The organism is Flavobacterium foetidum (genome assembly GCF_004634245.1).
Taxonomy (GTDB): Bacteria; Bacteroidota; Bacteroidia; order Flavobacteriales; family Flavobacteriaceae; genus Flavobacterium; species Flavobacterium foetidum.
The window spans coordinates 416,762-431,686 of sequence record NZ_SJTF01000001.1; the positions used below are offsets into that span (position 1 = coordinate 416,762).

The window sequence follows — 14,925 nt, forward strand, 5'->3', positions numbered from 1 at the left end:
ATTAAACTAATAAGTATCGTTATGAAACTATATATAAAATCATTAGAAACGTATTTCATTTTAATATGTTCTCTTATCACGGTTTGTGCCAACGCACAACAGGATCCTCAATATACCCAGTATATGTATAATACTATGACGGTAAATCCAGCTTATGCTGGATCTGCCGGCACCATAGAAGCAGCGCTTTTGTATCGCTCTCAGTGGGTCGGAATTTCCGGCGCACCCGAAACTCAGTCATTTTCCATTCACTCACCTCTTAGAAACGAAAATCTAGGTTTAGGTTTAAGTGTAGTGAATGATAAAATTGGCCCTTCGGATGAATTGTACCTTGATGGGAATTTCGCTTATTCAATTCCTTTGGGATATGAAAAAAGATTGGCTTTTGGACTTAAAGCAGGTATGAGGATGCTGAGCATTGACTGGTCTAAAGGAAGATATTACGACAATAATGATGTCTTGCTTAATCAAAATATTAACAATCAAATGAAACTCGCTGTAGGGGCAGGGATTTACTACTATACCGATAAATGGTACGTAGGTCTGTCTGTTCCGAGTTTTATGCGAAATAATTATTATGATGATGTGCAGGAATCTGTAGATTATGATCGTATGCACTATTTCCTAATGGGAGGATATGTTTTTGATTTTAGTCCAAGTTTAAAATTTAAGCCAGCATTTTTAGTAAAAGCCGTAAGTGGTGCGCCAATTACTGCTGATGTTTCGGCAAACTTTATGATTCAGGAAAAATTTGTTATTGGAGCTTCTTACCGAACAGACGATTCTGTCAGTATATTGGCTGGGTTTCAGATTTCAAGAAGTTTTTATCTCGGATATGCTTTTGATTATACTGTAAGCGATTTGAACAAATATAATGATGGTTCTCACGAAATCATCTTGAAGTATCAATTCGTTAAAAATCAAAGTAAAATCAAATCTCCTCGATTCTTCTAAATACAAAACCTATGAGAAAGCTATATATCCTATGTTTAATTTTGAGCATTACCTTTGGTTTTGCTCAAAAAACCAATTTGAAGAAAGCTGATGCCTTGTTCAGAAATTATGCTTATGCAGATGCTTCTAAAGCTTATGAAGAATGCCTCCAGCATATAAAAGATCCATCGGCACAGACTTTAAAAAATGCGGCAGATTCCTATTATTTTATTTCAGATTCTAGAAATGCCTTAAAATGGTATAGAAAACTGTATGAAGTGCAAGGGAACAACTTGACCGATATCTATTACCTGCGCTACATTCAATCGATGAAAGCAGTTATGGATTATGAGGAAGCAGATAAGATTACCAAGGAATATCTCGAAAAAAAGGGCGATAAAAAGGAAGTGAGCCGCTATGTTGCCCAAAAAAAATATATGGACAGCGTTGCCAAGGCAAAACCTCTTTATGAAATTAAAAACTTAGCCATCAATACGAGTAAATCTGATTTTGGTGCGACTTTTTTTCAAGAAAAAGTGGTGTTCACCTCTGCAAGAGATACGACAAAGTTTAGTGAAAAATTGTACACTTGGAACAATCAGCCTTTTCTTAATTTGTATGTTGCAGAACGAAATCCTGCAGATGGCAGCTTGTTTAACGAATCTGTTTTTCTTCCAAACGTGATGACCAAATATCACGAGGCTACAGCTAGTTTTGATAGTCAAGGGAAGACGATTTACTACACAACGAATATTGTAAAGAAAAACAAATTGGTTGTAGATGAGGATAAAGTCAATAATTTCCAGATTGTAAAGGGATCAATTGTCGACAATAAACTAGAAAATGTTCAAAAGGTGTTTTTTGACAGTGATGAATATTCTGTTGGGCATCCTTCTCTGAGCGAAGACGGAAAATGGTTATTCTTTGCTTCCGATATGCCTGGTGGTTATGGAGAAACAGATCTTTATTATGTAAAAATCGCTGACGATGGTACAATGAGTTCGCCAAAAAATTTAGGTCCGGCCATTAATACTATTGGTAATGATCTTTTTCCTTTTTTCAGTAACGGAGTACTCTATTTTTCTTCTGATGGACATTACGGTTGGGGAGATTTAGACATATATGAAAGCAAGCTTTTGGCAGACGGGACTTTTTCTACACCTAAAAATTTAGGTGCGCCGATCAACAGTAATAAGGATGATTTTGCTTTCATAATTGACAAATCAAATACTTACGGTTATTTTTCTTCAAACAGAGCCGAAGGAAAGGGCGATGATGATATTTATTCGTTTACGAAATCCAAACCAGTTTGTAAACAGAGCATCTCAGGAACTGCTTATGATAGAAAGTCAAAACAGCCTTTGTCTGACGTGGTCGTAATGGCTTACAACTCTTTTAGCGAAGTTCTTGGCGAGACCAGAACCAATTACGAAGGAAAGTATGCTATCGAAGTTCCGTGCAACAAAACAGTAAAAATGATTGCTGCTAAACCAAATTACAGTAGCGATGACAAGACTGTCGAAACTACTGGTGAAAATGCCGGCGAAATCAAAGATGTAAATTTCGAATTAAGTAACTATGATGACTTGGTGGTAAAAAGAAAAGGAGTCGAAAAAGTTGACGTAAATCCGATTTATTTTGATTATGATAAATATGACATTACTCCTAAAGCAATTGAAGAGTTGTCTAAGGTGGTTTTTATTATGCAGAAATTTCCAAATATTAGAATCAAAATCGAATCGCACACCGATTCTCGCGGAAAAGATGCTTACAATCTTAAACTTTCAGACAATAGGGCTAAAGCTACTCGAGATTATATCGTTTCACAAAACATCGATGCCTCTAGAATTGAAAGTGCAATTGGTTATGGCGAAAGCCGACTGATTAATAAATGCAAAAATGGTGTAAAATGTTCAGAAGCAGAGCATGTTTTAAACAGACGTTCTGATTTTATCATTATTCAAAAATAGTTTTATATTTGTCTGTTAATTAATTGATTTTCAGTTAATAATGTGAAGCACCAAAAACCATTTGGAAGTTGGTTTTAGTCATTCTTTTTTAAGAATAATGGACAAGGAGAAAATCAAGCTGTGGATTCACAGCTTGATTTTTGATTTTATAAAACTTTCATTTTTTAATACTTTCAAACAAAAATAAATCCTAATTTTGAAGTTCAGTTTTCACATTATACATTCTTCAATATTATATGAGCATTCAAGAGACCATTCAAACATTACGAGATGAACTTAATCAGCACAACTACAATTATTATGTGTTAGACAATGCCACAATTTCCGATTATGATTTTGATATTAAGCTGAAAGAACTTCAGGAATTAGAAAATAAACACCCAGAATTCTTTGATGAAAATTCTCCTACACAGCGTGTTGGAGGTTCGGTTACCAAAAACTTCAAAACTGTTGCACATCAATATAGAATGTATTCTCTGGATAATTCGTATTCAAAAGAGGATCTTTTAGATTGGGAGAATCGTATTCAGAGAGTTTTAGGAAATGTAGATTTGCAATATACCTGCGAATTAAAATACGACGGTGCATCGATAAGCATTTCATATGAAAACGGAAAATTAGTGCAAGCATTAACTCGAGGAGATGGTTTTCAGGGAGATGAGGTAACCAATAACATCAAAACAATCAAATCAATCCCGCTTCGTCTAAAAGGAAGTTATCCCGATAAATTTGATATAAGAGGAGAAATCATACTTCCGTTGGCCGGTTTCGAGAAAATGAATCAGGAGTTAATAGAAATTGGCGAAACGCCTTATTCAAATCCAAGAAATACAGCATCAGGAAGTTTAAAGCTCCAAGATAGTGCTGAGGTTGCAAAACGTCCGCTCGAATGTCTGCTTTATTTTGTTACTGGAAATAATTTGCCGTTTAAATCGCAATATGAAGGTCTCGAAGCTGCTAGAAGCTGGGGCTTTAAAGTTCCAAGCGAAGCAAAATTGGTCAATAACATGCAAGAAGTTTTTGATTTTATTGATTTTTGGGATACACAGCGACACAAGCTTCCGTACGAAACAGACGGAGTTGTTATAAAAGTTAATAGCATTCATTCTCAAGAAGAATTAGGTTATACAGCAAAATCGCCAAGATGGGCAATTGCTTATAAATTCAAATCCGAACAAGCTTCTACAAAACTAAAATCTATTTCATATCAAGTTGGGCGTACAGGTGCCATTACACCTGTTGCTAATCTTGAGCCGGTACAATTGGCCGGAACTATCGTAAAAAGAGCTTCTTTGCACAATGCCGATCAAATCGAAAAGTTAGATATTCGAATCAACGATACTGTTTTTGTTGAAAAAGGAGGTGAGATTATTCCAAAAATTATTGCGGTAGATTTAGAAAAGCGCCCCGAAAATTCAGAAGTCACGCATTATATCACACATTGTCCAGAATGCCAGACCGAATTGGTTAGAAATGCTGGTGAGGCAAATCATTATTGTCCGAACTTTTATGGCTGTCCTCCGCAGATTATAGGTAGAATACAACATTATATTTCAAGAAAAGCCATGGATATTGAAGGTCTTGGGGGCGAAACTGTCGCATTGCTTTTTAAGAATGGACTGGTTCATAATTATGCCGATTTATACGAGCTAAAAGTCGAGGACATTCTCCATTTAGAACGAATGGCTCAGAAATCTGCTGAGAATCTGGTAAATGGAGTCGAGAAATCTAAAGAAATTCCTTTTGAAAGCGTATTATTTGCACTCGGAATTCGTTATGTAGGAGAGACCGTGGCCAAAAAACTAGCAAAACACTATAAAAACATTGATGCCTTAAGCCAAGCTTCTCTGATGGATTTGGTTTTAGTTGATGAAATTGGCGAAAGAATTGCGAGAAGCGTAATTGAATTCTTTGAGAATGAAGAAAACAAAATCATAATTGACCGATTAAAAAGTTACGGAATACAATTTGAAATTGTTCAAAGAAACAACCCAAACGCAACTGATAAATTTATAGGTAAAACTTTTGTTGTTTCGGGTGTTTTCAGTCAGTTTTCGAGAGATGAACTCAAAAAAGCAATTGAAGATAATGGCGGAAAAGTCGGAAGTTCGATTTCAGCCAAAACAGATTTTGTTGTAGCAGGAGATAATATGGGGCCTGCAAAATTAGAAAAAGCCACTAAACTTAATGTTCCGATACTTTCTGAGGAAGATTTTATAAACAAGCTCAATGAATGAAAGCCAATAAGCCCTCATTAATTCTGTTTTTCTTGGCATTGTTCTTAACCATTATCTTTGATTGGATAGAACAGGACGTTTTGGCAACCTACGCCAAATCGATTGTGTTGCCGTCTATATTCATTTATTATTTTATAAGCAATGAATTAAGAATAGGAAAAACAGAAGGTCTTATTTTCTTTTTTTGTTTTGTGGGCCAGGTTTACGATTTAATGGCAATTGAAACCTCTGAAATAGGGGCGGTATTGAGTTTTATGGTTGTGTATGTTTTAATATTGGTTTTGTTTATTAGGGAACACGAAAGAATAAAACTCACAAAGCGAGATGTATTGCCTATTTCTATTGTGGTAGTTTTCATTTTCTACTTGCTGATTTCTGTATTGAGTCTTCAGTTAGAAAATATGCAGAAATTTAAAGTTATCTACGTCACTTACGGTATTGTATTAAGTATTCTGAGTTACTTCTGTTTTGTAAGTTATATAACAAAGGGTACGTTTTTAACTTTGCTAATGTCCTTAATGGCTGTGAGTTATATTTTCTCGGATATATTCTATATTTTCAATCAATATTTCTCGTATTCTGTGGTTCTGGTGTTAATTAGAGACATAACCCAAATTCTAGCTTATTTCTTTATGGTTGAATATTTCCTCGAAAAAGCTAGAATTCAAAAAAGACAGAAGAGAGTTATACAACAATAGTTGTCCCTTGGTTTGTGTGTGCTTTATCTTTATCAAAATAAAAGTCAATTCTACCCAGATTGATTCCGTAGCATCCGACTTGATTAACCAAAACCTCTTTACCAGCTTTATTTTTTACAATTGTTGGTTTGTCTAAGAAAGTATGTGTATGACCGCCAATAATTAAATCAATATCCTGAGTTTGTTCCGCAAATTTTAAATCACTGATTTTGCTTGCATCGTCCTTGTATTTGTATCCTAAATGCGAAAGACAGATTACTAGATCGCATTTTTGTTCCTTTTTCAGAAGCTGTGTCATATCTTGTGCAATCTCTACCGGATTATTGTAAACTGTTTCCAGATATAATTTTTTATCCACAAGGCCTTGCAGTTCGATTCCCACACCAAAAACGCCAACTTTTATTCCATTTTTATTGAAGATTTTATAAGGCTTCACATGTCCGTCCATGACAGTATTTTTGAAATCATAGTTGGAGTTTATAAAATCAAAAGTTGCGTGAGGAAGCTGTGCGTATAAACCATCAAGACCATTGTCAAAATCATGATTCCCAATGGTAGAAGCGTCATATTTCATCATGCTCATCAATTTAAATTCCAGTTCACCTCCGTAATAGTTAAAATATGGAGTTCCCTGAAAAATATCACCTGCATCTAGTAAAAGCACATTTGGATTTTCTTTTCGAATACTTTCTATCAAAGCAGCACGACGAGAAACACCTCCCTTATTAGGATTGCGAGGATCATCTGCCGGAAATGGATCTATATGACTGTGTACGTCATTGGTATGCAGAATGGTTAAATGCTTGATATCATTAGTTCCAAAACTGCTTAAAGATAGTCCTAAACTTAGAAGGGCAGTACTGGCAGCAGTTTTTTCGATAAATTCTCTTCTTTTCATTTTATATTGTTTTGCAGGAACGCTAGGTGTTTTTGTAAATTTATTCTTCAGTAATTCTAGTATCTTTTGGAGCCACAACAGTGTCTACTTCTTTAAAGTAATCAATCAGAACGTTTCTAAGCTTATAATTCAAGTCAAATTTTTGAGTGTTTTTTGCGAAAAAAGTCATGCTGTCGCCGCCATTTGCTAAATAATCATTAGTAGCAACGTAATACGTTTTGTTCAAATCAAGCGGTTTTCCCTGAATCAATATTTTTTTTGCAGTATTATCTTTTGCAATGGTAAACGTCATCCCAGACAAAGGCTGTGGTTTTTTTTCTCTGATGATATAAGCGGCAATTTCCAAAATTTGTTCGCCTTTTAATGCCAGTACAACTAAGTTATTTTCAAAAGGCATAATTTCAAAAGCTGTTCGTGTGGTAACATTTCCTTTTGGAAGAATAGCTCGAATACCCCCGTGATTCAACAGACACAAATCGATATCCTTATTTTCACGAGATTTAAAAACCTTATTTCCTCTTTGCAAGCAGACATCGGCCAATAAGCTTCCAATATTGGTTTGCCATTTTCCTGTGCTTTTATCTAGTGTTTCAGGAGCATAAGCTAAAACATTGTCTAAGTCCTGGTTAATATGATCGCGATAAGGTTTTATATATTTTTCAATTTCTGGAGTTTCAGCAGCCTTTTCGGTTACTGGAAGTTGTTTTCCCTCTATTTTGGTCAGATTGTAGTTTTTGGGGCTACAGGAAAGAATGAAAAAAAGTGTTAAGAATATAACAAAAAGTTTTAAAAATCCGTTATACTTTTTTAGTTTTACCATTTTAAATGCAACTTAAATAATTAATTTTGTAATCTGGTAAAAGTACTATGTTTTTAAATTATACGAAGGAATTTTTTGTAAAAAAATCATTAAAAAATAACCTCAATAATAATAAAAATGAAGTCTTTTCAAAAGATGTGCAAACAATTGGTTTGTTGATAGATGAGAGCGATTTCAACGATTCAGAAGCATTGATCAAAGAGTTTACCGTTTACGGAATTGCCCCTGAGAATGTTAAAACGGCTTCCTATATCGATAAATTCGACAAGAAAAAAACATATGCAAGGCCAACTTTCGGCAACAAACACATTGATTGGAAAGGGGAGGTTAAAGAGGAGTTTTTGAATGAATTTACAGCTTCAGAATTTGATCTTTTGATTAGTTTTTATAATGTGGAAAAGCCGCTTTTGATGTTGCTTACGCAAAAATCAAGAGCTAAATTCAAGGTTGGTTTTGCAACAGTCGATGCAGGTCTGAACCGCTGGATGATTAACACGGAGAAAAAGAACTATAAACTTTTCGTTTCAGAATTGTTTAAGTATTTAAAAAATATAAAATAAATTATAATAAAAAATATGCAATCATTAATAGGAACTGGTGTTGCGCTTGTGACTCCATTTAAAAAAGATTTTTCAGTAGATATTGAAGCTTTGCACAGAATTGTAAATTTCTCTATCGATGGAGGTGTGGAATATCTTGTAGTAATGGGTACAACAGCCGAAAATGCAACCCTCACAGCTGAAGAGAAAGAATTGGTTATAAACACAGTTGTTGAGGTTAACAAGGGAAGGCTACCTTTGGTTCTTGGAGTTGGAGGTAATAATACGATGCAGGTTGTAGAAGAATTAAAAACAAGAGATTTTAGCGCTTTCGATGCAATTTTATCAGTTTCTCCTTATTATAACAAGCCTACTCAAGAAGGAATATACCAGCATTTTAAAGCGATTGCTGAAGCTTCGCCTGTACCAGTAATCTTATATAATGTACCAGGAAGAACATCTAGTAATATGTTGCCGGCAACAGTAGTGCGTCTAGCTAATGACTTTAAAAATGTTGTGGCTATTAAAGAAGCTGCTGGCGATATGGCTCAGGCTATGCAGATAATCAAAAATGCTCCAAAAGATTTTCTTGTAATTTCTGGAGATGATATGCTGGCATTGCCAATCGTACTTGCTGGTGGAGCAGGAGTAATCTCTGTAATCGGGCAAGGTTTTCCAAAAGAATTTTCAGAAATGATTCGTTTAGGACTCAATAAAAAAGCTGCAGATGCGTTTAAAACACATTATTTCTTGTCTGATAGTATTGACATGATTTTTGAACAAGGCAATCCAGCGGGAATCAAACAAATTTTTCAAGCGCTTGGAATTGCTGAAAATACTGTTCGTCTGCCATTGGTAAGTGTTGACGAATCGCTTGCTGACAGATTGAATGAATTTGTAAAAAACAGCATAAAATAACATAATATTTAAGGGTATTTTATTATACCAAAAAATATTTTGCAATAGCTAAATTAATAACTAAATTTGCCACCGAAACTTCGGTGTGATTTTGCTTTGGCATAATTGTCTGAGAGATCATAATAAAAGTATGAAAATGAAAAAACTAATTTCGCTGTTGCTTCTAACAGCCCTTTTTTATTCTTGTAGTGACTATCAAAAAGCACTGAAAAACGATGATGTTGCAGCAAAATTTGAAATCGCAACAAAGATGTATGAGGCTGGAAAATACAATAAAGCGATACGTCTTTTTGAGCAGCTGGCTCCTTCTTATAGAGGAAAACCACAGGCAGAAAAGCTTTTTTACATGTTTTCTCAATCATACTACAAAACCAAACAATATTATTTGGCGGGCTACCAGTTCGAAAGTTTTGTTTCAGGTTATCCTCGAAGCGAAAAGGTACAAGAGGCAGCTTTTTTAGGTGCTTACAGTTATTCTAAATTGGCGCCAGTTTATAGTCTTGATCAAGCTGATACAGTAAAAGCTTTAGAGAAACTGCAAGCTTTTATTGATAATTATCCAAACTCAGAATACATTGCACAGGCAAATGAGACTGTACAGAAGCTGAATGGAAAATTGGAGAAAAAAGCTTATGAAAATGCTAAAGGCTACAATACAATATCAGATTTTAAGTCAGCATTGGTGGCTTTTGACAATTTTATAGCTGATTTTCCTGGTACACCTTTTAAAGAAGACGCATTGTTCTATAAATACGATTCGGCTTACCAATTGGCAATAAACAGCGTTCCGTCAAAAATGGAAGAGCGTTTGCATGTTGCAAAAACAGCTTACAACAACTTGCTGAAGTTTAAAAGCGATACAAAATATAGAAAACAGGCAGACGAAATGAATGCCAGAGTTGAAACGGATTTACAAAAATTTACTAAATAAATAAAGTCATGGATTTAAAAAAGACGAATGCTCCTGTTAACACAATAACTTACAATAAAACGGTTATTGAAGAGCCAACAGGAAATGTGTATGAAGCAATTACCATTATGGCTAAAAGAGCAAATCAGATTAATTCTGAAATTAAAAAAGAATTGACTGAAAAGTTAGAAGAATTTGCTACTTATAATGACAGTCTTGAAGAAGTTTTTGAAAATAAAGAGCAGATTGAAGTTTCTAAATTTTACGAAAAATTACCAAAACCACACGCTTTAGCTGTTCAAGAATGGTTAGACGGTAAAACGTACCACAGAAATTCAAACAAATAATATAGTATAATGTCAGTTTTAAACGGGAAAAAGATTTTACTGGGTGTTTCCGGTGGAATTGCAGCGTATAAAACAGCCTCATTAGTACGACTTTTTATCAAAGCAGGTGCACATGTCCAAGTGATCATGACACCTGCTTCTAAGGATTTTGTAACGCCACTTACACTATCTACCTTATCTAAAAATCCGGTACACTCGAATTTTTTTAACGAAGAAGATACAGATGCAGTTTGGAATAATCATGTAGAATTGGCTTTATGGGCCGATTTAATGCTGATTGCGCCAGCTACAGCAAATACTTTGTCTAAAATGACTACGGGAAACTGTGATAATCTTTTAATTGCTGCCTATCTATCAGCAAAATGTCCGGTTTATTTTGCACCTGCAATGGATTTGGACATGTACAAACATCCTTCAACTTTATCTAGCTTTAAAGCGCTTAAGCAGTTCGGTAATATTTTGATTCCAGCCGAAAGTGGCGAATTGGCCAGTGGTTTGTCTGGTGAAGGCCGTATGGCGGAGCCGGAAAATATAGTTGCATTTCTCGAAGCAGATTTAAGCAGTAAGCTTCCTCTTAAAGGAAAAAAAATCCTTATCACTGCTGGCCCAACATACGAGGCAATAGATCCGGTGCGTTTTATAGGAAATCATTCATCCGGAAAAATGGGGTTTGATATCGCAAATGAAGCCGCAAAATTAGGTGCTGATGTTATTTTGGTTTCAGGACCGACGCATTTAAAGGTCAAAAACTCTTCAATCGAAGTGATTGATGTAGTCTCAGCTCAGGAAATGTTTGATGCCTGCCATTTACACTTTAAAAATGTAGATGTGGCAATTGCAGCAGCAGCAGTGGCTGATTACAGGCCTAAAAATGTTGCAACACAGAAGATTAAAAAAACAGTTTCAGAATTTTCTATTGAACTAGAAAAAACAAAAGATATTTTGTTTTCGCTGGGAGCAATCAAAGAAAAACAGTTTTTGGTCGGATTTGCTTTAGAAACTGATAACGAAATTGAAAATGCTAAGTTGAAAATTCAGAAAAAAAACTTAGATTTGATTGTTTTAAATTCCTTACAGGATGAAGGAGCAGGTTTTAAAAAAGAAACCAATAAAGTAACGTTTATTGATGGAAATTTTAAAATCGAACCAATGGAATTAAAATCAAAAGAGTCTGTTGCGGCTGATATTTTGGGAAAAGTAGTTTTGCACTTCTCAGAAAACAGCTAAAACTTAAATCGGTGCGCATTGGTGTATGATTGCGCGACAGAATTTAAATATAAACCAGTATGAATAAGATCGCAGCACTTTTAGTTTTTTTTATTTTTGGCTTTGCGCAAGCTCAGCAGCTAAATTGTACGGTTACTATTAATACAGAACGACTTCCAAATCCGAATCAACAAGTTTTTAAGACCCTTCAGACTGCGTTGTCAGAGTTTGTGAATAAAACCGATTGGACAGGTTCGGTTTTGAAGCAAAACGAACGCATTAATTGTTCTATGTATATTACGTTGTCTTCTAATAGTTCGGATCAATTTACGGGCACTATTCAGGTTCAGTCTTCACGATTGATTTTTAATTCCACTTATTCGTCTCCAATCCTAAATTATAACGATAAAGATTTTAATTTTAAATATACCGAATACGAACCTTTGCTTTTTAATCCGAGCGTTTATGAATCAAATTTGGTGTCGGTAATTTCTTTTTACAGCTATTTGATTTTGGGCATGGATGCTGATTCTTTTCAGATGGGAGCTGGAAATCAGTATTTTGAAACGGCTCAAAATATTGCCAATGTCGCACAACAAGGCGGTTTTAAAGGCTGGACCCAATCTGACGGATTGCAGAATCGATATTATCTGATAAATGATATGCTTGCGCCAACTTACAGTGATTTACGCCAAACAATGTTTATGTATCACACGGGTCTTGATACCATGAGCGATGATCTAAAAACGTCTAAAGAAAAAATAAAATCATCATTATTGTTGATTGCAAGATTAAATTCGGTTAAGCCGAATGCTTTTTTGACTAGAATCTTTTTTGATGCCAAGTCAGATGAAATAGTTTCTATATTTTCTGGTGGTCCAAGCGTTCCCATCAGCGATCTAACCGATGTTTTAAATAGAGTTTCGCCTTTAAATGCTGGGAAATGGTCTCAGATTAAATTTTAAGAAACGTTTTATTTCTAAATTCTCAATAACTTTTATATTACAAATTTGTTTCTATGATTACGTCATTGTCTATTAAAAACTATGCTCTGATTGAAAAACTTGCTATTGATTTTTCAAAGGGTTTCTCTATAATTACAGGTGAAACGGGGGCAGGTAAATCTATTATCCTTGGGGCAATCGGACTGGTTTTAGGAAAAAGAGCAGATTTGACTTCATTAAAAAATAAAGAAGAAAAGTGCGTAATCGAAGCGCAGTTCGATATTTCAAAATACAATTTAAAAGAGTTTTTCGCATCAAATGATTTGGATTACGAAGACGAAACAATTATTAGACGCGAAATACTTCCATCGGGGAAATCACGCGCTTTTATTAATGATAGCCCGGTAAATCTTCAGGAGCTTCAAGATTTAAGTTTGTTTTTAATCGATATTCATTCGCAACAGCAGACTCAAGAACTGTCTGATGAAAATGTACAATTCAAGATAATTGATGCAATTGCTGCAAATTTTGAGACAATTGCTAATTATCAACAAGTTTTAAAAACGTATAGAAGTGCTAAATCAAAACTAAATGCACTCCAAAAAAAGCAGGCAGACGCTGGAAAAGAACAAGAATACAACACTTTTTTGCTGAACGAATTGGTTTCGGCAAAACTGCAATCTGGCGAACAAAGTGATTTAGAGGCAGAATATGAAAAATTAAATAATGTTGAAATCATTAAAGAGTCCTTAGATAAGTCTTTAGTGATTGCAAACGAAGAGCAATACGGCGTTTTTCATAATCTGAATGAGATTAAAAATGCGTTGCAGAAGATTGCGGCCTTTTCACCAGATTATGAAAATGTTTTTCAGCGTATTTCGAGTCTTGCAATTGAGTTTGATGATGTTTCAAAAGAGCTTCAAAATATTTCTGAGAAATTGCTAAACGATCCAGAACAGTTGCAGCTTGTAAGCCAGAAACTGCAGCTTATTTATAATCTACAGAAAAAGCATCAAGTGAATTCAGTTGATGAATTAATCCAGATACAAGCTGATTTAGGAAATGTTTTATTGGAATTGGACGGAATGGACGAGGAAATTAGCACTCTGGAAAAAGAGATAGAACTAAAAACCGCAGAACTAGATCAGTTGGCAGCTGTTATTCATGAAAAGAGAATAAAGGCGATTCCGGTTCTTTCGGATCAGTTAATAGCTATTCTGTCTACTTTAGGAATGCCTAATGTTCGTTTTAATATGGAATTGATTCCTTCGGAAACGTATCTTCAAAACGGAAAAGAAGAGCTTCAGTTTTTGTTTTCTGCCAATAAAGGAACAGATTTCGGACTTTTGAAAAAAGTGGCGTCAGGAGGAGAAATGTCTAGAATTATGCTAGCTGTAAAAGCTATTCTGGCAAAATATTCAAAACTTCCGACTTTGATATTTGATGAAATCGATACGGGAGTTTCGGGTGAAATAGCTATTAGAATGGGTGAGATTATGAAGGAAATGAGCAGTTCTATGCAGATATTTGCTATTACCCATTTACCGCAGATCGCAGCAAAAGGAGATTCTCATTTCAGGGTTTCTAAATCAACCTTTGGCAACGATACGGTTTCTGAATTGAAGCTTTTGACTCAGGATGAAAGAGTTACAGAAATTGCGCAGATGTTGTCTGGAGCAAACATCTCAGATTCGGCATTAAATCATGCAAAAGAATTATTAAATTAAATATTTGATTTATATTTGTTGATAGTAACAACAGGAAAACCATTAAGAATCTATGCTAAAAAAAATTACTATTTTTTATTTTTTTAGTCTTTTAGTTACAACGGTCAACGCTCAGGAAACTGCTGAAAACAACGGTGCTTCTTCCAAAACTTCAGAAGAAAATACCAGTTTGTTTTTGGCAAAAGACGTTCCTGAAGGCGTATATAAAACTTATGAAGATCTTGTAGCAAAAAAAGGAGTTTATATGGGCGACGCAATCATGAGAAAAAGCGTTATGCGTTATAAACCAATAGATAAGGCTGCGGTTGTAGATCAAGTTTATTTTGCTTGGACCAGAAATGATGTAAAACTTGACTTTTTTGCTATTTCTTACAATGGTGTTCTCTATATCCAGCAAAAATACTTTCATAAATATTCAGTAAAAGAAGATAGGAGTCAGGACGGTAGCAATCCATTGTCTTATCACAGAGTAATCAACGACGGTAAGTTTTTATATCTAGAAGGCGTATTTGCCAATTCTTTTACTAAAGGTGCGGCTTACGGTACGGGAGGAATAGTAGGAGGATTGCTGTCTGTTAATATGAATAAATTAAAAGGAGTTGTATTTGATATCGAGAAAAAAGAAGTTAACTTTATAAGAGATTGTGAAGATTTGAATCTTTTAATCGAACAATACAACGGAACTAAGATAGAATGCATAGAAAAAGACGTTGATATTCAGACTGTACGTGAAAATATAGATAAGATTATTAAATAATTTTTCAGGTTTTTGAATACT

14 protein-coding genes are annotated in these 14,925 nt (G+C 34.7%); 12 read left to right on the forward strand and 2 right to left on the reverse strand.

The features are described 5' to 3' along the window. The first annotated feature begins 21 nt into the window (after positions 1–21). The 4 genes from E0W73_RS01785 (at position 22) to E0W73_RS01800 (ending at position 5,838) form a co-directional block, all read left to right on the forward strand. Positions 22–954, forward strand: a complete 933-nt coding sequence (locus E0W73_RS01785; protein ID WP_135220370.1) for a PorP/SprF family type IX secretion system membrane protein — start codon at positions 22–24, stop codon at positions 952–954. An 11-nt stretch (positions 955–965) separates the two neighbouring features. Then, positions 966–2,903 carry an OmpA family protein gene (locus E0W73_RS01790; RefSeq protein WP_135220371.1) on the forward strand — a complete coding sequence of 646 codons (1,938 nt, stop codon included), beginning with the start codon at positions 966–968 and terminating at the stop codon, positions 2,901–2,903. Positions 2,904–3,139: 236 nt separating this feature from the next. Continuing rightward, complete coding sequence (ligA, locus tag E0W73_RS01795; RefSeq protein ID WP_135220372.1) at positions 3,140–5,140, forward strand: NAD-dependent DNA ligase LigA; 2,001 nt, start codon at positions 3,140–3,142, stop codon at positions 5,138–5,140. Next, entirely contained in the window at positions 5,137–5,838 is a 702-nt protein-coding gene (locus E0W73_RS01800; RefSeq protein WP_135220373.1) for a hypothetical protein, read from the forward strand. The genes ligA and E0W73_RS01800 overlap by 4 nt, the downstream gene beginning before the upstream one ends. Here the strand turns inward: E0W73_RS01800 and E0W73_RS01805 are convergent. Both E0W73_RS01805 and E0W73_RS01810 read right to left on the reverse strand, forming a co-directional pair. Next, a complete protein-coding gene (locus tag E0W73_RS01805; RefSeq protein ID WP_135220374.1) occupies positions 5,825–6,736 on the reverse strand; it encodes a bifunctional metallophosphatase/5'-nucleotidase in 912 nt (303 codons plus the stop codon). The two genes, E0W73_RS01800 and E0W73_RS01805, sit on opposite strands and share 14 nt — an antisense overlap. A 40-nt stretch (positions 6,737–6,776) precedes the next feature. Continuing rightward, positions 6,777–7,556, reverse strand: coding sequence for a 5'-nucleotidase C-terminal domain-containing protein (locus E0W73_RS01810; protein ID WP_135220375.1), 780 nt, complete (start codon positions 7,554–7,556; stop codon positions 6,777–6,779). Positions 7,557–7,603: 47 nt separating this feature from the next. On the opposite strand from E0W73_RS01810, the gene E0W73_RS01815 reads away from it, so the two are divergent. The 8 genes from E0W73_RS01815 (at position 7,604) to E0W73_RS01850 (ending at position 14,904) form a co-directional block, all read left to right on the forward strand. Beyond that, a complete protein-coding gene (locus E0W73_RS01815; RefSeq protein WP_135220376.1) occupies positions 7,604–8,116 on the forward strand; it encodes a DUF6913 domain-containing protein in 513 nt (170 codons plus the stop codon). Between the two features lie 15 nt (positions 8,117–8,131). Beyond that, a complete protein-coding gene (gene dapA, locus E0W73_RS01820) occupies positions 8,132–9,013 on the forward strand; it encodes a 4-hydroxy-tetrahydrodipicolinate synthase (protein ID WP_135220377.1) in 882 nt (293 codons plus the stop codon). A gap of 136 nt (positions 9,014–9,149) precedes the next feature. Further along, positions 9,150–9,944, forward strand: coding sequence for an outer membrane protein assembly factor BamD (locus E0W73_RS01825; RefSeq protein WP_135220378.1), 795 nt, complete (start codon positions 9,150–9,152; stop codon positions 9,942–9,944). A gap of 8 nt (positions 9,945–9,952) precedes the next feature. Continuing rightward, the gene (locus E0W73_RS01830) at positions 9,953–10,270 is read left to right on the forward strand and encodes a DNA-directed RNA polymerase subunit omega (RefSeq protein ID WP_012025451.1); all 318 of its coding nucleotides are present in this window, start codon (positions 9,953–9,955) and stop codon (positions 10,268–10,270) included. A 9-nt stretch (positions 10,271–10,279) separates the two neighbouring features. Beyond that, complete coding sequence (coaBC, locus tag E0W73_RS01835) at positions 10,280–11,497, forward strand: bifunctional phosphopantothenoylcysteine decarboxylase/phosphopantothenate--cysteine ligase CoaBC (protein WP_135220379.1); 1,218 nt, start codon at positions 10,280–10,282, stop codon at positions 11,495–11,497. Between the two features lie 59 nt (positions 11,498–11,556). Beyond that, positions 11,557–12,441: a type IX secretion system protein PorD gene (gene porD, locus E0W73_RS01840; RefSeq protein WP_135220380.1), complete on the forward strand. Its 885-nt coding sequence runs from the start codon at positions 11,557–11,559 to the stop codon at positions 12,439–12,441. A gap of 53 nt (positions 12,442–12,494) precedes the next feature. Then, entirely contained in the window at positions 12,495–14,147 is a 1,653-nt protein-coding gene (gene recN, locus E0W73_RS01845) for a DNA repair protein RecN (RefSeq protein ID WP_135220381.1), read from the forward strand. Positions 14,148–14,199: 52 nt separating this feature from the next. After that, complete coding sequence (locus tag E0W73_RS01850; RefSeq protein WP_135220382.1) at positions 14,200–14,904, forward strand: hypothetical protein; 705 nt, start codon at positions 14,200–14,202, stop codon at positions 14,902–14,904. The last annotated feature ends 21 nt before the right edge of the window (positions 14,905–14,925 follow it).

Bases quoted from the DNA above. Each gene is read 5' to 3' on its own strand.
- E0W73_RS01785 (WP_135220370.1), top strand. From the start codon at position 22: ATGAAACTATATATAAAATCATTAGAAACGTATTTCATTTTAATATGT.
- E0W73_RS01790 (WP_135220371.1), top strand. From the start codon at position 966: ATGAGAAAGCTATATATCCTATGTTTAATTTTGAGCATTACCTTTGGT.
- ligA (WP_135220372.1), top strand. From the start codon at position 3,140: ATGAGCATTCAAGAGACCATTCAAACATTACGAGATGAACTTAATCAG.
- E0W73_RS01800 (WP_135220373.1), top strand. From the start codon at position 5,137: ATGAAAGCCAATAAGCCCTCATTAATTCTGTTTTTCTTGGCATTGTTC.
- E0W73_RS01805 (WP_135220374.1), bottom strand. From the start codon at position 6,736: ATGAAAAGAAGAGAATTTATCGAAAAAACTGCTGCCAGTACTGCCCTT.
- E0W73_RS01810 (WP_135220375.1), bottom strand. From the start codon at position 7,556: ATGGTAAAACTAAAAAAGTATAACGGATTTTTAAAACTTTTTGTTATA.
- E0W73_RS01815 (WP_135220376.1), top strand. From the start codon at position 7,604: ATGTTTTTAAATTATACGAAGGAATTTTTTGTAAAAAAATCATTAAAA.
- dapA (WP_135220377.1), top strand. From the start codon at position 8,132: ATGCAATCATTAATAGGAACTGGTGTTGCGCTTGTGACTCCATTTAAA.
- E0W73_RS01825 (WP_135220378.1), top strand. From the start codon at position 9,150: ATGAAAAAACTAATTTCGCTGTTGCTTCTAACAGCCCTTTTTTATTCT.
- E0W73_RS01830 (WP_012025451.1), top strand. From the start codon at position 9,953: ATGGATTTAAAAAAGACGAATGCTCCTGTTAACACAATAACTTACAAT.
- coaBC (WP_135220379.1), top strand. From the start codon at position 10,280: ATGTCAGTTTTAAACGGGAAAAAGATTTTACTGGGTGTTTCCGGTGGA.
- porD (WP_135220380.1), top strand. From the start codon at position 11,557: ATGAATAAGATCGCAGCACTTTTAGTTTTTTTTATTTTTGGCTTTGCG.
- recN (WP_135220381.1), top strand. From the start codon at position 12,495: ATGATTACGTCATTGTCTATTAAAAACTATGCTCTGATTGAAAAACTT.
- E0W73_RS01850 (WP_135220382.1), top strand. From the start codon at position 14,200: ATGCTAAAAAAAATTACTATTTTTTATTTTTTTAGTCTTTTAGTTACA.